This window comes from Bacillus sp. FSL E2-8868 (assembly GCF_038005505.1).
Classification (GTDB): domain Bacteria; phylum Bacillota; class Bacilli; order Bacillales; family Bacillaceae_G; genus Bacillus_A; species Bacillus_A mycoides.
In genome coordinates, this window is sequence record NZ_JBBOTI010000001.1 from 2,037,835 (window position 1) to 2,055,848 (window position 18,014).

The following is an 18,014-nucleotide window of genomic DNA, read 5'->3' on the forward strand; positions in this document are numbered from 1 at the left end:
TCATACTATTTGCTGTATTAAGCATAATTTTTCATAAGATTACTCAGAAATTAATCAAAATGCAACTAATTTTTCCTCTATTTTTTATATTTTTTTGATACACTGGCTACGAGAGGAATGCCAATTAAGGTAGGTAAAAACCAAAACCATATAGGCGGCAGTAAATTAATAATTGGAATATGAATTCCGACGTTTACTAAAAGTGCGGTTACGGCACCGATATAGGAGCCTAACATACCTCTAATATGGTGGCGAATCCAATTTTTCCAACGCTTTTTTCTTGCAAGGTAGCCATAAATCGCAAATGAATAAGAGAAAATTGCTACATAAAATAAATATGCGATTTCATCCCACTTTATAATGGCCAATATAATTGCCGTCAGGGTTATGACAACATAAGATGCATGATATATTTCGCCCCATTCCGTATGTTTTCCTTTCTTTTTTTGAGCAACCATCGCTACAATACCAGTAATTAAACATATGGTTCCAAATAATATGTGTATGGTCAAAAGAATGTTGAAAATGCTCATAAAAGTTCCTCCTTTTTTATTTTTATAGTATTGCAGTATAGGAGAAAAGTTGAAAAATATAGTTAGTTCGCCTTAATATATTGAAATAAAGGTACTCCTAGAACAAAATGAAATGATTAAATTTTTTCTCAAATTTAGTGAGATGAGTATTACGTTAAATGAAGGAGAGACTTCTATGTTTACATCTATCACATACTTACAATCTGGGAACGATAAACAACAAAAAGTTTACGAAGTTATGAATAAACTAAACATAATGGCGGATTTAGCTTTGTATAGTCCTGTACTTTGCGGGACAATCCCTATTAGAATTGATACCCTTCACTCTGACTTGGATATTGTAATGGAAGTACATGATTATGATGTTTTTGAACAGGAAATTAGATCTTTGTATGGTTCATATGAAGGATTCAAAATAAAAAAGAAAAAAATTAAAGGTACTGAATCGATAAAGGTGAATTTTAAATTTGAAGGTTTTGAATTTGAATTATTCGCTCAGCCTAAGCCAGTGCGTAACCAAAATGCATATAGACATATGATTGTAGAGCACATGCTATTAATGCAGCATCCGCATATAAGGGAAGAAATTATTCGCTTAAAAGAACAAGGGTTAAAAACAGAACCGGCTTTTGCTCAAGTATTAAAGATTGACGGTGATCCCTATAAAGAACTTATTTTATTAGGACAGGAAATGAGATTATGGTAAAAAAGGCACACAAAAAATCCTCTTTATAAAAAGAGGGTTTTTTTATTATGCCATTAACTTACGAATCAAATTACTTAATATAATAATACCTTGAGTAATTTGTTCAGGGGAAGAATACCCATAAGATAAACGTATAAACTGATCTGATTCTTCCTCATAAATACGTCCCGGGTTAATAAGAACTCCCTTTGATTGAGCCTCTGAAAATAGTTTTTTCATCGAAATGTTAGGCACTACCCTTAGCCATATAAAAAATCCACCACTAGGAATATCCCATGTAGTAATGTCAGCGCAGTACGTATTTAGTGCTTGTATCATTATTCGTCTCCGCTCTTTTAGGTGAATCCTTACATTCGCTACGTGCTCCTCATAAAAAGCTTTACTTAACCATTCCGTCGCAACTCTTTGAGATAAAGAACTTGACCCATAGTCAGTTTGCATTTTTATGTCTGATAATCTCTCAATAACAGGCTCTGGTCCGATAATCCAACCAATCCTAAGTCCTGGGCTAAGTGTTTTAGATAGACTACCGATATATAAAACATGTCCATATTTATCCATCGACTTTAAAGGAGGGGGCGGTAGTTCATCCATCCATAACTCACGGTAAATATCATCTTCAACGATAGGCAATTGTTCTTTTTCGCATATTCTTAGTATTTCTTTTCGTCGATCCTTGGACATTAATACACCCGTCGGATTTTGAAAACAAGGAATCGAATATAAAATATTTTTCTTTTGACTATAATTAATTCTTCTTAACAAATCATTAGGGATAATTCCATGTTGATCCATCTGTATTCCAGAAAGGTGAATATTAGCCGATTGAAATACGTGAAGAGAATATAAGTAAGAAGGTCGTTCAAGTAAAACAGTTGACTCTCTATGTAAAAGACCGATTGATATTAATTGTAATGCCTGTAATGCACCAGAGACTATTAATATAGAGCTTGGTGATGTATTTATTCCAAATGATTTTACATAATTACTTATTGCTTCACGTAAAGGGAGATATCCTTTTTGTTCTTCATATCCGAAATAATCTAGTTCCTCACATACGTTACGCATAATGAATTGCATAGTTTCTAACGGGAAAAGATGAGGTGTAAGTTCTCCTTTACTAAGATGAATCAATTTTTTATTTGCTTCTGCTTCATTTATTTCTCGTACCATTAACTTGCTTGGTTTATGAATACCAGCCTTTACATATTCACTCCAATCGGGCGGGGGATTGGTGGCTAATAATGACCATGTATTATTCGTTACAATTGTTCCTGACCCGATTTGCCCTTGAATTAAGCCATCTGCCATAAGTTCTTCTAGTGCGGTTATTACAGTACTACGATTTACATGAAATAATTTCGCTAACTGCCGCTGGCTAGGAACCTTACTTCCAATCGGCCATTCTCCGTATTCAATTTTTTCTTTCATATAGTCTATTATCTGCCGATATTTAGGCAGTTTTTTATCAGTAGACATATTAAAAACTCCCTCATTCATTTTAAAAATGCAAAGTGGTTGGTGTTTTCGAGGATTAACTGGTTGAAGACATTGTATCAACTATTAAATATGATGAAAAGAAATAATTGGTAATTAGAAAATGGCTGGTTTATTGGAGAGGGAGAGAAAATATGCATAATAAAAAATGGGATTTTCGTATTGTATGTGCTCACGCTTTTACGATTCTTATATGGGGAACAGCTTTTCCAGGAATTCGAATGGGGCTTGAAGCTTACACCCCTGAACACCTTACTTTGCTACGATTATTAATGGCTTCTTTGATTCTTTTTCTGTTTTCACTTATATACAAATTACGTTTACCTGATTTGAAAGATATCCCAGTAATTTTTATATTTGGTGCTCTTGGATTTACAATTTATCATATTGCACTGAACTACGGTGAAAAGAGTGTGAATGCTGGACCTGCTAGTTTAATTGTATCAGTAACACCTATATTAACGGCAATTCTTGCTTCTATTTTTCCGAATGAAAAAATGAAATTTAATGGTTGGATTGGTGGTGTAATTTGTTTAATAGGAATTACTTTTTTATCATTAAGTCAAGGTGATTCCATTCAATTGAATAGTGGGATATTCCTTATATTATTAGCGGCATTTTCAGAAAGTCTATTTTTCGTTTTCCAAAAGTCGTATTTAAAGAAGTACGGTTTCTTACCATTTACAATATATACAATTTGGTCTGGTACTGTATGTATGCTTATTTTTTTGCCTGGGATTTATCAAGAGATCGTAACAGCTCCTATAGAAATTACTTTGAGTGTTATATATTTAGGTGTGTTCCCGACAGTACTGCCGTATATTGCATTAGCATATATTACATCCCATGCCAGTGCTTCTGAGGCAACAAGTTCTCTATATTTAACACCAGTAACTGCATGTATTATCGCTTGGATATGGTTAGGTGAGGTGCCAACCTTTGTTTCGATAATTGGAGGGGGAATTACTATACTTGGAGTTGTGATTGCTCATTTAACATTTAATAAAGATGATTATAAGCAAATTGAGAGTGAAAAAGTATGGTAAGACATCCCTGCGAGTATTTGCAATTTGAATGCAAAATTTCGGATTAATAACAGGCTTTCAATTCTATAAATATAGTGGGAAAAATCTATATTAAAATCAGTTAGTCCAATATTTGTACGAGATTTAATTAAACTGGTAGATTATTTATCTGCAAAAGAACTAGCATAATGCTAGTTCTTTTTTATCAATACATTACTCACCATTAATATTTGCTTAGAACTGTAGAGATTTAAATTATTTCCACATATACATAATTATCTTACCTATGAAAGGAGTGCATTTCTTGGAGAAGGTTTTATTTTTTGGAGACCCAGGTATTGATGATTCGTTTGCAATTATGTATGGCTTACTGCATCCTGAAATTGAAATTGTTGGTATCGTAACTGGATATGGAAATGTTGAACATATACATGCCGCTCATAATGCCGCATATATTTTACAGTTAGCAAACAGACAAGATATTCCTGTAATTAGCGGTGCAACAGGCCCACTTACAAATGAGATTACAACGTATTACCCTGAAATCCATGGACCAGAAGGATTAGGGCCCATCCATGTACCGGAAAGTGTGTTATCTATTCCTATATACAATTTTGGTAGTATTGCTGCGATTCTTGTAAAGTATGGAGAAGATTTAACAATTGTCGATGTAGGAAGATCTACCTCGTTAGCGATTGCTTTTAATTTATGGAACGACTTGATGTTAAATATAAAAGGAATTTATTTTATGGGTGGTGTCTTTTTAGAAGCAGGGAATGTTACTCCATTAGCAGAGGCAAACGTGTACGGAGATCCTATAGCAAGTCAAATTGTATTTCAGCAAGCGAAAAATATAACGTTATTCCCTTTAAATGTAACAAATAAAACGGTTTTAACCCCAAGTGTATTTACTTATATTTTAGTTAATACACAAAATCCATTTAAGCCGATTATGAAACCCATGTACGATTATTATTTATCAGCATACCAAAAACTCAATCCATCTATTGAAGGGCCATTATTACACGATGTACTTGCTATAAGCGGTTTAGTGAATCCTACATTTTTAAATTATACATCTCGAAAAGTGACTGTAGACATATGTGGCGAAACGAAGGGACAAACTTTTGCTGATTTTCGCCCACACTCTAAATCTGATGGGGCGCGTATAGCGTTACAATTAGATGAGGAAAAATTTATTCATGATTTTATGAAAATCATGTTATAAGTTGATGTCGAAAAAGGGAATCATTTCACTCCGTTGAATATAAAAGATAAATTCTCTTTTTAAAGGAGCTTAAAATAGTGAACGTCCAATTAAAAATTGTTACGAGAGAAAATTGGGAAGACGCATTAAAGTTACAAGTTAAAGAAAACCAAATACACTTTGTTCCGGCAGTGGCAGTATCACTTGCTAAAGTATACATAAAACCAGATGGTGAAAATGTCGAATATATTCCATTCGCTATATATGATGGTGACCTTATAGTTGGTTTTATTATGCATGCTTTTGTACGAGAGTCAACAGATATGTATTGGATTAACGGATTTATCATTGATGAAAAAAAGCAAGGAAAAGGATATGGAAAAGCAGCATTACAGGAAATCATTAACTTAATAAAAAATAACTTTAAAGAGTGTGAGGAAATTAGATTAACTGTCCATAAAGATAATATTTCTGCAAAGAAACTATATGAATGTTATGATTTTAAACCATTAGGAAATGTATATGACGGTGAGGAAGTATATCGCTTATTGTTGTTGAAATAAAGATGTACTGTTTTGAATAAAGTTATATCGTGTATTTATAGTGAAAAGGAAAAGAACATCTAGAATTGAAAGATCGATTAAGAAACTGTTTTGAAACAATAAGTTGTTCCGTTAAAGGGTCATATTGCGGAGAATTGGTTGTACTAATTCATATAAATTATCGCAAACTCAATTCACGCAATTATTTAAACATTTTATTATAAAACAGTATTTATATATACTTAAACTATCATTAATAAAAACATCAATGGAGGAACTAATATGAAAGAAAGCAATAAAAAAGAGTTGTCACTAGAGCAACGTGAAGAATTACTACAAACATTGAAAGATCGTTTTGAGAATAATATGAACCGTCATAAAGGTCTAGAATGGGCTAATGTTCAAGAAAGGCTGGATGCTAATACTGAAAAGTTGTGGTCGCTCAACGAAATGGAACGAACTGGTGGCGAACCTGATGTTGTTGATTTTGATAAAGAAAAAGGCGAATATATTTTTTATGATTGTTCAGCAGAAAGTCCTAAAGGTCGTAGAAGTGTTTGTTACGATCTTGAAGCGCTAGAATCAAGAAAGAAACATAAACCAGAAAATAACGCTATTGATATGGCAACTGCCATGGGTATTGAACTATTAACGGAAGAAGAATATCGTACATTACATAATCTTGAAAATTTCGATATGAAGACGTCGAGTTGGGTGCAAACACCTTCTGATATTAGAGAACTTGGCGGTGCCCTTTTTTGCGATTATCGCTTTGGACACGTCTTTGTGTATCACAATGGGGCAGAATCTTACTATGCCGCAAGAGGCTTTCGTGGTTCGTTAAGAGTCTAAAATTTGTACAGGCAGGTAAATTTGAAGTAGAGAATAGATTTGCTTAGGGAATAGTAGTGATTGCATACTTTAGCTAAGGCTTCGATTTTGAGGCCGCAAAGAATAGGGCTAATCAAACCTTATTGTAAAAGAATGAATCAACTAAAAATATTAAGAGTATGTTTTGATAATTTTCTTCATAAACATACTCTTTTTTAGAATCATTTATCAAAATTATTAGTTTTAATTAACGTATAAACGAGAACTTGTAAAAGGTACTCTTGCAATTATCAATGAAATTCACCCATATGAAACACCTATGATTTATATTATCCCGCTTTTAAATGAAAATTTTCGAGCAAGTATAAAGTGAATGATTAGGAGGAATACAAAATGAAAAGTAAATTCCATCATATTGTACGAGCTATCATGATACAAGATGAAAAACTACTAGTTGCTGAATACATAGGCCATCACTATTTTTTACCCGGTGGTCATGTTGAAATTGGGGAATCAGCAGAGAATGCACTAATAAGAGAGTTACGAGAAGAACTTGGAGTAACTTGCAGTATAAAACAATTTTTAGGCGTCATAGAAAATCAATGGCAAGCCAAAGAAACCCTCCACCATGAAATTAACCACATTTTTGAAATAGATTCAAATGAGTTAAAATCCGATTTCACTCCAATATCTAAAGAGTCCCATTTAGCATTTCACTGGATTGATTTTAATAAAGAAAATATAAATTCCTATACAATAATGCCGACACCTTCAGTAAAAGAATTACTAGAAAGAAAATTAAGTGATGAACTATTAACTTGCTGGATTAGTAACTTTTAATTGTCTCTATTTATATTAATTCCGTCCACTAAAAGAATATAAAGAAAATAGGCTCATAAACAAGGTACATCACCTAGTGTAAAGTCATATTTTGTTGATGTACGCATTTAGTCTATAGCCTTATTTCTACTTTATTTTTAAAAGTAAATAAACTCGAAAATTTGGACGGAATTTACATTTGTAAATGGAGGGTTTCATAATGAATGAGTTTCAACAAGAACTACAAGCGTTAAACCTTAATGCTTATCAACCTGGTAATGTTGTGTATTGGGATCAGCAACAAAATCAATATCCATATTACTACATTCAAGACGATGCACGACGTTGTGGCGGATGCGGTGGCGGCGGACGTTGTGGCGGTGGCGGTTGTGGTGGTCGCTGTGGTGGTTGTGGCGGCGGACGTTGCGGCGGTTGCGTAGGTTGTGTAGGCTGTGTTGGTTGTTTCAGCTGTTCTAATTGCTGGAACTGGTGGATTATTTAAGTACTATAGATCAATAATATTTCACATGAAAGAAAAGTGCAGATGCAAAGTTATAATGTATTGAAACTTTTCTTTCATGCTGTTATTTTTATATGTTTTAGGGGGATATTTATTTGTACAAATATGAAAAATTAATTTCATGGGTAGAAAACATTAAAGAGACAAATCAAAGTTCTACGGCGGCACTTTGTATTATGAAAGATAATAAGATTGTGCTAGAGCATTATAGTGGAACGCATTCAAATACTCCTACTAGTAAAAAAGTAACTATATCTTCACAATTCAATGTCGCTTCCGCAAGAAAAAGCTATTTAGGATTAATGGTAGCTTATGCAGTTTATGAGGGGGAAATAAAATCTCTTGATGACGAGGCTGTAAATTATTTTAAAGAATATGATCCTTCATTACTTGGAAAGACAACGATAAGACATTTAGTAACTCATTCACACGGTTTAAATGAAACCGATGATGGGACAGCTTTTCGTGAATTTGAGCCGGGACAAGCTTGGGCGTACAGAGATATTAATGTAAGAATGGTGACGCAGCTTATTTATCAACTGTATAATAAGAGTTTTCCTAAACTATTAAAGGAGCGTGTATTCATACCTGCTGATTTCAAAGAAACTGGATGGAGAATAAAACAAGATGATAATTTAGTTAAGGTTGTTGTAAACCCAGATGAAGATGCAATAAGTAGTGTTGGTGCAGTAGATGACGGCTCCGAGAAAAATCTTTTTGTCTCCGCGAGAGAATTTGCCTACTGGGGGAACCTGCATTTAAATAAAGGGTTTTTAAATGGTAAACAAATTGTGCCAAAAGAAGTTATAGCACTTGCTACGAGCTTACAAAGTCCAGAGTATACAAATAAAGAACTACCTCAAAACGGGTTGTTTTGGTTCGTTCAAAATGAACCTGCTTTATTTAGCGAACTTGGTGAGCGAGTTCCTAAAGGTTCCTATCAAATATTAGGAATTACAGGACCAACGATATTAGTCATTCCAGAATATAATGTCGTCGTTGCTAAAATGTACAATAAAAGATACAACTATGGTGGGGATAATTATTTATATTATTTACGTGAATTTAGCAATTTAGTCGCTGATACATTTAGTAGCAGTAAAAATAATATGGTTAGGGTATAACTACTCCTATAATAAAAAGGAGTGAACTTTAATGAAAAATGAAGTGAATAAAAATAAAAAGCAAAATATAAAGGATGTAAATACAGAACAAAACGCGATTTATAGCGATCCGAAAGATGCAGCTAATATGCAAACTGTACCGCAGCCGAAAGACTTTGAGGAAATTGAATATTAATTTTCTCTCCGACTTATTTATGAAAGAAAAATACGTCTTAAGTCTCATCACTTTCAGCAAATTATTTGATAACATATATACATAAGCATTCGAAAATGTCTTATCTTAACAAAGCTTTCTTTAAATGCTGTATATAACCTACAAAAAGGCACTTCTTGATGAAGTGTCTTTTTGTGTAAGCTAACTCAATTTCCATTTTCCGTACAGTATCTTGCAATTTATCATGGATATACTAACTGTGAAAATTCATGTCATGATAAAAGAAGGGGACAGTTAGCATGAAACAAACATCTATAAATCCATTGCTAATTGTTCTAGGTACAATCATTGTTCAAATTGGCCTAGGAACAATTTACACATGGAGTTTATTTAATCAACCCCTTGTAAGTAAGTTTGGATGGAACCTCAATTCAGTCGCGATCACGTTCTCAATTACGAGTTTTTCTTTATCATTCTCAACTCTATTTGCAGGAAAGCTACAACAAAAATTTGGACTTCGTAAACTTATCGCTACTGCAGGAATTGTTTTAGGTCTTGGTTTAATACTTAGTTCACAAGTTTCCTCATTACCATTACTTTATTTATTAGCCGGTGTTGTCGTTGGATACGCTGATGGAACAGCGTATATTACATCACTATCTAATTTAATTAAATGGTTTCCAAACCGTAAAGGACTTATTTCTGGTATATCTGTTTCGGCATATGGAATGGGAAGCTTAATCTTTAGATATATAAACGGAAATCTTATCAACAGTCTTGGAGTATCACAAGCATTTTTATATTGGGGTATTATCGTCTTACTATTAGTGTTGATAGGATCATTCTTCTTACGTGAAGCAATTGTAAGTAACACTGCAACTGAAACATTACACAATGATTATACGCCGCGTGAAATGATGAAAACGAAACAAGTATATCTCTTATTTTTCATGTTATTCACATCATGTATGGGCGGACTGTATTTAATCGGTATGGTAAAAGACATCGGGGTGCAGCTCGTTGGTCTTAGTGCAGCGACTGCCGCAAATGCCGTCGCAATGATCGCAATCTTTAATACAATAGGTAGAATTATTCTTGGAACGTTATCAGATAAAATAGGTCGATTAAAAATCGTCTCTGCTACATTTATTATTATTGGATTGTCCGTCTTCACTTTAAGTTTTATTCCACTAAATTACGGAATTTATTTTGCTTGTGTAGCAAGTGTTGCCTTTTGCTTTGGTGGTAACATCACTATCTTCCCAGCAATTGTCGGAGACTTCTTCGGATTAAAAAACCATAGTACAAACTACGGGATTGTTTACCAAGGTTTCGGATTTGGTGCACTTGCGGGATCATTCATTGGAGCACTACTTGGCGGATTTCAACCAACCTTCATTACAATCGGTGTTCTATGTGTTATATCTTTCGTTATCTCTATAGTAATCCGCCCTCCAAATGCAGAAAAGAAGAAGGAAATAAAACAGTTAAATCGAAAAATAGCTTAATGCTAAGAAAGAGTCCTTATGCTAGGGCTCTTTTTCATTACAGCATAATGTATAAACAATGGATGCCATTCAAAAAATCTAATTTTGTCCCTGTACTTACTACATAACTAACATTAAAGAAGATAGGAAATTCCGATTATTAAATTGAATAAATAATGTAAAGGGGCGTGATAGTTAAAATGCAAATAGTAAAGCAATGGGTACAAGAAGATAGTGATTACATAAGAGAAAAAGTAATTGAATATAACCAAAAACAACTTTCAAATGAAGAAAAAACACCTTCAGAAAAGATTAGTTTTATAGTAAAAAATGCAAAAGAAGAAATAGTAGGAGGGATAACAGCAATAACATTCTGGCATCATGTATATGTTGACTTCCTATGGGTTTCTGAAGAATATAGATACGAAGGATACGGTAACAAAGAAGAATTTACAATTAAAAAAGAATGTAGGCTAATCAACTTAAATACTTTTAGTTTCCAAGCCCCCAATTTTTATAAGAAGCATGGATATAAAGTGATAGGGGTAAGTGAAGATTATCCTAAAGGGCATAATCATTACTATTTAGAAAAAAGGTTATAAATGAATCATTAAAGAGTGTATTATGATTAATCTTTTTCAAAATATGCTCTTTTCTTTTGTGTGTCTATTAACACGATATCGTTTCGTATTAGTTATTTACTCAAATTACTTTTTATGAATCAAAACAATTTAATGATAGAATGAAATAAAGACAGAAAATTTTCACCATTCAAGGGGGTTACATATGAAAAAAGTAAATGTTACATACGCACTTCTATATGATGAAACTCATGAAAAGCTATTAATGGTTAAAAACAAAGGGGAAAATGGTTCTTATTACACTTTACCAGGTGGAGCAGTTAAATTCGGGGAAACGTTAGAAGAGGCAGTAATTCGTGAAGTGAAAGAAGAAACAGGGCTAGACATATCCGTAAAAGGGGTTTGTTCCATTAGTGAAGCCTTTTTTGAGGAGAGAGGACATCATGCAATCTTCTTTAATTTTTTAGGAGAAATAACCGGAGGGGAAATCTGTATATCACGGCCAAAAGAGATTGAGGAGATTACCTGGATGGAATTAAATTCAGCAGAACCTTATTTACGTATACCAGAACACTTAAAAAGCCTTTTACAAAAGAAAGAAACAGTTCCTTATATTTTTAATGGAACTATTATTCATCAATCTTCATAAAGATAGTATTTAATTTAAGGCGGGGGAAAAATGGAGTTTATCGTTAATCACAAACAATTTACACAAGCTCTTTCAGAAGTAAGTAAAGCTATCTCAACAAAAACTTTAATTCCTATATTATCCGGAATAAAGATAACAGCAGATCAATCTGGAATTACTTTAATCGCAAGTAATTCGAATATTTTCATTGAAAAATTTATACCTATTTCAATTGAAGACGAACAAATTACAACTATTTTAAAAGCAGGAAGTATTGTTGTACCAGCAAAGTATTTCATTGAAATTATTAAGAAAATGCCAAGTGAGATTTTAATAAAAAGTATGAATGAGCAGTTGATTACAATTCAATCAGATGAAATTACTTTAAACTTAAATGGACTCTCGGCAAATGAATTTCCTAATGTACCATTTTTAGACGCACATACAGAAATACAAGTAGAAACGGAACAGCTGATTGAGGTATTCAAACAAACTGTCTTTGCAACTGCTAAAAATGAATCTAGACCAGTTCTTACTGGCGTACATTTCGTTATTGATCATAACAAATTAATTTGTGCTGCTACTGATTCGCACAGACTGGCTTTACGTGAAATACCCATTTCTTCACATGCGAAATTAAATTGCATTGTACCAAGTTCCACTATTAGTGAACTACTAAAATTAATGAACAGTAATTCAAATTTAGTATACATATATCTTTCAGAGAGTCACATTACTTTTAAATTCAGTACAATTACGTTGTATTCAAGGCTTATTGAAGGAAAATATCCTAATATATCCGGCCTAATTCCAAATGAATCCCAAACGGTTATTAATATAGATAGAAAAAAGATTTTACAAGGTGTAGATCGGTCAAGTTTATTGGCTAGTGAATGGGCAAACAACAACGTTAACTTAGAAATCATCGACGAATTCACAATACAAATCTCTTCTAACGCTTCTCAGATTGGTAAAATATCCGAGACACAACAAATAGATGCTATTCACGGCGAAAAGCAATTAAATATATCTTTCGATGGACGATATATGGTCGATACTTTAAAAGCAATAAAAGAAGATAGAGTTACTTTAAGTTTTGGCGGTTCCATGAGACCGATATTAATTGAAGCAGGTGAACAATCTGCAGCAGTATATTTAATATCACCTGTTAGAACTTATTGAGAACAAAGGAAGGAATTAAATTATATACAAGCACACTTTATGTTTTATAAAAAGAAATGAAGAAATACTTATGCTAAATAGAGAATATGATCCTGTAAAAGGATTATGGAACGGTGTAGGAGGGAAGATATAAAAAGGAGAAACACCGTTAGAAAATGCAATTCGTGAAATAAAAGAAGAAACAAATATAGATGTTGAACAAAATCAAATTCAATTTAAAGGCATTATTAAATGGGAGGATTCCTCATATTCTGCTGGCATGTATGTCTATTTAGTAAAGCTACTTAATGAATTTACATATCACACTCCAAAAAAAGTCTCAGAAGGAATTCTAGATTGGAAAGAGGTATCTTGGATTCTAAGTGACTATAATTACGGCGTAGGAGAGATGATACCAAAATTTTTAACTGAAGTACTTTATAATGAATTAATATTAGAGCACTCTTGCGTTTTATCAAATCATAAATTAGTAGAGTATGAGAATAAAGAATTAGCTAAACAGACCAGCATAGTAAAGTAGTAATTAGGGGAGATTAGTATGTAATAGAAGGAGGAGCTCATGAAAAAAGGAAATCACTTATTTTGGATATATATAACTAGTGTTACTATTATAATACCCTTAATTATTTACTTAGCATTGGCAACCTCTAGCGAAAAAGATACTCTTACTCAAGTGAAAAAAGCCCCCGGTATCCCATCTGCTATTCAAGATTCAAACGATATAGAAGACCCCACAGGATATTGGACAACAGAAAAGATGAAAAATGCAATTCCAGTAGATAAAACAAAGAATTTTAATAGATGAGTCATAAATGAATAAAAAGCGAACCATCAATATTAAATTGGTTCGCTTTTTTATTATACTTACACTTCTCGCCACCAAGCAGCCGTAGGATAATCTTTAGATTGTAACGCAATAACTTCACCGATTTGTGGCGTTGCAATATTAACCCCTAAACGATTTGCTTCTTTCGTAACACGTTCAATAGGATCACTCCATTCATGTAATGCTAACGTAAAAGCACCCCAATGAATAGGAACGAGCAATTCTCCTTTAACGTCAATATGAGCTTGTACTGTTTCTTCTGGCAACATATGAATTGCAGACCATCTCGTATCGTACTGCCCGCATTCCATTAAAGTAAGATCGAATGGACCATATTTCTCACCAATTTCTTTAAAGTGAGGAGCATAACCGCTATCACCACTAAAGAAGACTTTAGTTTCTTGACCAAGAATAAGCCATGAACACCATAACGAACAATCTCTATCTGTCATACTTCGTCCAGAGAAATGCCTTGCAGGTGCACAAACTAACTTAATATTATCAAACGTAATTTCATCCCACCAATTATGCTCACTAATTTTACTAGGTGAATTAAATGGTCATAGTGATTATGAGAAATGATAATCGCATCAATTTCCTTGAAATCTTCACGTTCTAAAGAAAAAGCACCACTATAGCGTTTACTATTAAAAACAGGGAACGGGGAAGAGGCATCGCCAAACATAGGATCTAACAACAGCTTTTTACCTTCTATTTCCAAAAGAGAAGCAGAGTGACCAAACCATGTAACACTCTCTAAAGACCCATTATCTTTATTCGGTAAAACGATAGGTAAGTCTTTTATAGGACGTAGCTTTGTTTTCATTTTAAAGTAATCAGTCATTAAACCGATAATATCTTTCGGATTAAAACTTACATCAGTCGGAATTTGATTCATATATTTCTTTTTCATTAGTTCTCCTTTTTACGTTTAACAATATACGTATGTTGTTATTCTAGCTGTTATTAGTGTAAACTATATCATTTTACCTTTCATCTTTAATGCAGTATATTTCATAAATTCTTCAAATTTATTATTATATAAAATAGAATTCATTTAGCAGCAGCTAAAACTAATATTATGTATTTGTAAATTGTTTTGTTTAAGTAAATTCTTTCTCATAAACAACAAAGAACGTACGTTTCGTTATATGTTATAGAAGCAGGTAGGTAACTAATTATCCAAAGGAAGGAGAGTCTATAAATGCTTGAGGAAAGAAAAAAGAAGTCAAAATGTAAACTATCAAATAGCAATAACTAAATATAGAATTCTAGATAACCTTAGTATAGGTATCAACATAGCTATACTAAGGTTTTTTATTTAAAATCATTAAAGGATACTTATTTTTATTTATAGAACATAGTAAATACATAGATTTTACAATTAAATTACTAAAAAAGAAGGGAGTTTAAAATGCTTGCTAATTATTCTCCGGAGAAAATACTTAAAACAACTTATGAGACAAAAATGATTTCATCAGGTGACAATTATCCAACTCTAAAAATAAGCGGAACAAACCTTCAATATTTACTTGTAATGCTCCATCTGGGCATAGAATCAAATACTATAAAAACGAAGCTAAATTGGACTAACGAGGAATTCGAAAAACAAATGCACGCATTAGAACTAGAAGGTTTATTGAATGAGACAGAAGGGAGTTACTATCCAACATGTATGGTTATAACAGCTAATGAAGGAGAAAAACTGTATAACCTATGTGAGCCTCTAATTAAAACTGCACTTAACATAATTGAAAAGTATTCTAATCAAATTGATGCTATGTCCAAAAGAATCGAGACATTTAATCATTTATCTAAAGAATCGTATTGTCTTTTACTATATAGTGGTGTGTTATTAGATTTTGGACAAATAATTAACATTGAAGAAAACTATTTAGAAACAGAACGGCCTTTGAGAAACAATAAAAGATATTATTATGCAATTCTAGAACAAGAACAAACAGACAAAGAGTCCTTTGGAATGTATGGTAATACGTATTTAGATTTAGGAGAAGTTCAAATTATCCCAGTGTTTACAGCCGTAGATTTATCTATACTTAACGAAATCGCGAACACGATCAGTGAAGATTTGATTTTATTATGTAAAGAAAATGAAAAGCCTTTAAAAGAATACTTTGCAAGCAGCAGATACTCAAAAGAAATAACTTACGAAGAATTTTTTATTTGGTGGTATCACTTTTTCTATACAAAAGTAACTGAAGAATTAATACAAAAAGGCGTAATTATAACAAGCGCTCAAAAAAATCAAACGTACATAATCTATTAAAAACTTTAAATTAAAGTGACTAATATACTTTTGCATATGTAGCAGCTGAATGATGTATAGACAATAATTAGTAAATAGAGGATAATCCGAAATCAAAACCTAATATAAAGAAAATAAGATATTAAAAGGAGAGAAGAGCCATGCAAAAGAAATTTATCAATCCGGAAACTATGCCAGCAACTTTTGGATACTCACATGTAGTTGAAGTTAGTAACGCTAAACGAACAATTTACATATCTGGACAAGTAGCGATTAATGCTGATGGTCATATAGTCGGGAATGAAGATTTAGGTACACAAACACGCCAAGTATTTGAAAATATTAAAGTAGCATTAGAAGCTTCAGAATTAAATTTTAATAATGTAGTAAAATTAACATTTTTCTTAACAGATATTTCTCAAATGGCCATTGTTAGAGATGTTCGAGATCAATACATTGATACTAAGAATCCACCAGCAAGTTCAGCTGTAGAAGTTAGAAAGTTAATTAACGATAACTTATTAATTGAAATCGAAGCAATTGCTGTAGCAAACTAATTTTAAAAACTTATTCTTAAACATATCAACGCAATTAGTTCACTTTAAACGAATTGCGTTTTTTATTAACTAAAATATAAATTATACACGGAGACATTCTTATCAATAACACAACATAAATAACTTAAAAAACAAATAACCAAACAATCTACAACACATTATGAACCCAATTAAAAAGGGGAGCCTAACAACGATAGCTAACATATAATAAGTTTATTACTTTTTACTAGTTAACATAATATATATTATACGAAGTTGTATAGAGTAAGTGTTTATCTGTATCAAAAACCAAGTAAACTATACTTAATGAGACGAAACAGGGATTTTTAATGAGATTCACATAAAATCTTATCTAAATGAATTTCTACAGTTTTTATCGTTTATTTTGCTATAAATTAATCACAGCAAATCTTAATCGATTAATTATCGTTTAACGAGTCAAAAATAATTTTGATTAGCACGGAATTTTTTTATGCGAAATAAATTTTTCTATACAAATGATAAATTTCATTTTATGTTTTGCTTTATAGATTTATTGCTAATTACATATGTTTTATTATTTTATATTTTTGTTGTTATTTCTTTTATTTACGCTTGACTTTCATTGTATTCTTCATTCTAGTTAACATAACGTTTATTTTTAACGTAAAAAAATCCTCCTCACCTTCAGGAAGATTTCTTTTGCTAGCTAGTAATCCATTTATCTATTTTTAGTAACAATCCCAATTGTAAATAACATTGGAAAAATCTAGATTTAATAAATCATCTTTCTTTATAAAGAAATTAGCAACACCAGAATCTCCCCACATAATATTTAATGAATCATCTGTATCGATTTGCAGCAATAATATATCATGTTGCTGGTATTTTTCTTCCCATTCCCTTGGATCTGTCTGTGTGAAAAATGGATAACCACCAATTTTATGCCCTTGATCTTTACATAAATCGTCATACAGTTCGCCTAATTCTGTATTATTTTCTTCATCAACAATTTCTTCCCAATCAATTTCCTCACTAAACATCTTTTCAAATCGATAATCCCTTGATGTTACGGGTTGATAACCCAATTCAAACTTTAATTTCGCTGCTTCAGGTATGATAAAGTCCTCTAATTCTGAAGTGTTTAAATAACTAAAATCAGTAATAACCTTATTTAAATCTTCTATAATTGTAGAATGATAAATAATTCGAAAGTCTTTTTGGATTGTTGGATGATCAAAATCTGCTCCGTAAAGCTCATCTTCAGCACTTACGAAAAACTGTAGCATACCCTTTTGAGGCATATATTCAACATGCGGCATTTCTTCAAAGTTTAGCTGCGCAAGTAACATCATAGGTTGTCCATTTGAATCTTTAGGATGCTCTTGATCTATAGGTACATACGGATAGCCACCAAACTTACTTTCAAAAAGAGTTGTTTCTGCTTGCGTTCCAGACACTTTAATATACGGTTTCACACTTTCTTCTAAAATACTACGATACTGCTCTAGTTCTTTCGGAATTTGAAGTTGATACGTATTCTTCATTAC

General features: G+C 32.3%; 19 protein-coding genes and 2 pseudogenes. 17 read left to right on the plus strand and 4 right to left on the minus strand.

Translation table 11 applies throughout. The features are described from left to right. Nucleotides 1-77: 77 nt before the first annotated feature. Complete coding sequence (locus tag NSS74_RS10690; protein ID WP_340813525.1) at nt 78-533, minus strand: DUF2306 domain-containing protein; 456 nt, start codon at nt 531-533, stop codon at nt 78-80. 175 nt (nt 534-708) lie between these two features. Between NSS74_RS10690 and NSS74_RS10695 the strand changes: the two genes are divergently transcribed. Further along, complete coding sequence (locus NSS74_RS10695; protein ID WP_340813526.1) at nt 709-1,239, plus strand: DUF4269 domain-containing protein; 531 nt, start codon at nt 709-711, stop codon at nt 1,237-1,239. A 45-nt stretch (nt 1,240-1,284) separates the two neighbouring features. On the opposite strand, the gene pdxR is transcribed toward NSS74_RS10695, so the two are convergent. Continuing rightward, complete coding sequence (gene pdxR, locus NSS74_RS10700; protein WP_340813527.1) at nt 1,285-2,718, minus strand: MocR-like pyridoxine biosynthesis transcription factor PdxR; 1,434 nt, start codon at nt 2,716-2,718, stop codon at nt 1,285-1,287. Nucleotides 2,719-2,870: 152 nt separating this feature from the next. Here pdxR and NSS74_RS10705 point away from each other — a divergent pair, with 152 nt between their 5' ends. The 14 genes and pseudogenes from NSS74_RS10705 (at nt 2,871) to NSS74_RS10770 (ending at nt 13,641) form a co-directional block, all read left to right on the plus strand. Further along, nucleotides 2,871-3,782 carry a DMT family transporter gene (locus tag NSS74_RS10705; RefSeq protein WP_340813528.1) on the plus strand — a complete coding sequence of 304 codons (912 nt, stop codon included), beginning with the start codon at nt 2,871-2,873 and terminating at the stop codon, nt 3,780-3,782. Between the two features lie 283 nt (nt 3,783-4,065). Then, nucleotides 4,066-4,989, plus strand: a complete 924-nt coding sequence (locus NSS74_RS10710) for a nucleoside hydrolase (protein WP_002141957.1) — start codon at nt 4,066-4,068, stop codon at nt 4,987-4,989. Nucleotides 4,990-5,066: 77 nt separating this feature from the next. Then, on the plus strand, nt 5,067-5,531 hold the full coding sequence (locus NSS74_RS10715) for a GNAT family N-acetyltransferase (protein WP_002141956.1): 465 nt from the start codon (nt 5,067-5,069) through the stop codon (nt 5,529-5,531). A gap of 261 nt (nt 5,532-5,792) precedes the next feature. After that, nucleotides 5,793-6,362, plus strand: a complete 570-nt coding sequence (locus NSS74_RS10720; protein ID WP_002013217.1) for a DUF4256 domain-containing protein — start codon at nt 5,793-5,795, stop codon at nt 6,360-6,362. Between the two features lie 372 nt (nt 6,363-6,734). Further along, a complete protein-coding gene (locus tag NSS74_RS10725) occupies nt 6,735-7,181 on the plus strand; it encodes an NUDIX domain-containing protein (RefSeq protein ID WP_002013219.1) in 447 nt (148 codons plus the stop codon). Between the two features lie 199 nt (nt 7,182-7,380). After that, entirely contained in the window at nt 7,381-7,662 is a 282-nt protein-coding gene (locus NSS74_RS10730; protein WP_002065695.1) for a heterocycloanthracin/sonorensin family bacteriocin, read from the plus strand. Nucleotides 7,663-7,775: 113 nt separating this feature from the next. Next, nucleotides 7,776-8,804: a serine hydrolase domain-containing protein gene (locus tag NSS74_RS10735; RefSeq protein WP_340813532.1), complete on the plus strand. Its 1,029-nt coding sequence runs from the start codon at nt 7,776-7,778 to the stop codon at nt 8,802-8,804. Between the two features lie 31 nt (nt 8,805-8,835). Beyond that, on the plus strand, nt 8,836-8,979 hold the full coding sequence (locus NSS74_RS10740) for a hypothetical protein (RefSeq protein WP_002013225.1): 144 nt from the start codon (nt 8,836-8,838) through the stop codon (nt 8,977-8,979). Between the two features lie 278 nt (nt 8,980-9,257). Next, nucleotides 9,258-10,466 (plus strand): L-lactate MFS transporter, encoded by a 1,209-nt coding sequence (locus NSS74_RS10745; RefSeq protein ID WP_002013226.1) that lies wholly within the window; start codon nt 9,258-9,260, stop codon nt 10,464-10,466. A 179-nt stretch (nt 10,467-10,645) separates the two neighbouring features. After that, a complete protein-coding gene (locus tag NSS74_RS10750; protein WP_159146724.1) occupies nt 10,646-11,047 on the plus strand; it encodes a GNAT family N-acetyltransferase in 402 nt (133 codons plus the stop codon). Nucleotides 11,048-11,231: 184 nt separating this feature from the next. After that, entirely contained in the window at nt 11,232-11,675 is a 444-nt protein-coding gene (locus NSS74_RS10755) for an NUDIX hydrolase (protein WP_159146723.1), read from the plus strand. 30 nt (nt 11,676-11,705) lie between these two features. Further along, a complete protein-coding gene (dnaN, locus tag NSS74_RS10760) occupies nt 11,706-12,836 on the plus strand; it encodes a DNA polymerase III subunit beta (protein ID WP_340813533.1) in 1,131 nt (376 codons plus the stop codon). A 22-nt stretch (nt 12,837-12,858) separates the two neighbouring features. Beyond that, a pseudogene (locus tag NSS74_RS10765) lies at nt 12,859-13,356 on the plus strand (NUDIX hydrolase). Between the two features lie 39 nt (nt 13,357-13,395). Further along, the gene (locus NSS74_RS10770) at nt 13,396-13,641 is read left to right on the plus strand and encodes a hypothetical protein (protein WP_002141949.1); all 246 of its coding nucleotides are present in this window, start codon (nt 13,396-13,398) and stop codon (nt 13,639-13,641) included. 59 nt (nt 13,642-13,700) lie between these two features. Here NSS74_RS10770 and NSS74_RS10775 read toward each other — a convergent pair. Next, a pseudogene (locus NSS74_RS10775) lies at nt 13,701-14,575 on the minus strand (MBL fold metallo-hydrolase). A 501-nt stretch (nt 14,576-15,076) separates the two neighbouring features. Here NSS74_RS10775 and NSS74_RS10780 point away from each other — a divergent pair. Together NSS74_RS10780 and NSS74_RS10785 are read left to right on the plus strand one after the other, a co-directional pair. Continuing rightward, complete coding sequence (locus NSS74_RS10780; RefSeq protein WP_002013239.1) at nt 15,077-15,949, plus strand: hypothetical protein; 873 nt, start codon at nt 15,077-15,079, stop codon at nt 15,947-15,949. 140 nt (nt 15,950-16,089) lie between these two features. Next, nucleotides 16,090-16,485 carry a RidA family protein gene (locus NSS74_RS10785; protein WP_002013241.1) on the plus strand — a complete coding sequence of 132 codons (396 nt, stop codon included), beginning with the start codon at nt 16,090-16,092 and terminating at the stop codon, nt 16,483-16,485. Nucleotides 16,486-17,195: 710 nt separating this feature from the next. Here the strand turns inward: NSS74_RS10785 and NSS74_RS10790 are convergent. Continuing rightward, nucleotides 17,196-18,011, minus strand: a complete 816-nt coding sequence (locus tag NSS74_RS10790) for a YwqG family protein (protein WP_002032372.1) — start codon at nt 18,009-18,011, stop codon at nt 17,196-17,198. Nucleotides 18,012-18,014 lie beyond the last annotated feature (3 nt).

Coding starts and splice junctions, on each gene's coding strand:
- NSS74_RS10780 (WP_002013239.1), top strand. CDS start 15,077: ATGCTTGCTAATTATTCTCCGGAGAAAATACTTAAAACAACTTATGAG.
- pdxR (WP_340813527.1), bottom strand. CDS start 2,718: ATGTCTACTGATAAAAAACTGCCTAAATATCGGCAGATAATAGACTAT.
- NSS74_RS10770 (WP_002141949.1), top strand. CDS start 13,396: ATGAAAAAAGGAAATCACTTATTTTGGATATATATAACTAGTGTTACT.
- NSS74_RS10750 (WP_159146724.1), top strand. CDS start 10,646: ATGCAAATAGTAAAGCAATGGGTACAAGAAGATAGTGATTACATAAGA.
- NSS74_RS10720 (WP_002013217.1), top strand. CDS start 5,793: ATGAAAGAAAGCAATAAAAAAGAGTTGTCACTAGAGCAACGTGAAGAA.
- NSS74_RS10730 (WP_002065695.1), top strand. CDS start 7,381: ATGAATGAGTTTCAACAAGAACTACAAGCGTTAAACCTTAATGCTTAT.
- NSS74_RS10695 (WP_340813526.1), top strand. CDS start 709: ATGTTTACATCTATCACATACTTACAATCTGGGAACGATAAACAACAA.
- NSS74_RS10705 (WP_340813528.1), top strand. CDS start 2,871: ATGCATAATAAAAAATGGGATTTTCGTATTGTATGTGCTCACGCTTTT.
- dnaN (WP_340813533.1), top strand. CDS start 11,706: ATGGAGTTTATCGTTAATCACAAACAATTTACACAAGCTCTTTCAGAA.
- NSS74_RS10725 (WP_002013219.1), top strand. CDS start 6,735: ATGAAAAGTAAATTCCATCATATTGTACGAGCTATCATGATACAAGAT.
- NSS74_RS10740 (WP_002013225.1), top strand. CDS start 8,836: ATGAAAAATGAAGTGAATAAAAATAAAAAGCAAAATATAAAGGATGTA.
- NSS74_RS10790 (WP_002032372.1), bottom strand. CDS start 18,011: ATGAAGAATACGTATCAACTTCAAATTCCGAAAGAACTAGAGCAGTAT.
- NSS74_RS10745 (WP_002013226.1), top strand. CDS start 9,258: ATGAAACAAACATCTATAAATCCATTGCTAATTGTTCTAGGTACAATC.
- NSS74_RS10785 (WP_002013241.1), top strand. CDS start 16,090: ATGCAAAAGAAATTTATCAATCCGGAAACTATGCCAGCAACTTTTGGA.
- NSS74_RS10690 (WP_340813525.1), bottom strand. CDS start 533: ATGAGCATTTTCAACATTCTTTTGACCATACACATATTATTTGGAACC.
- NSS74_RS10755 (WP_159146723.1), top strand. CDS start 11,232: ATGAAAAAAGTAAATGTTACATACGCACTTCTATATGATGAAACTCAT.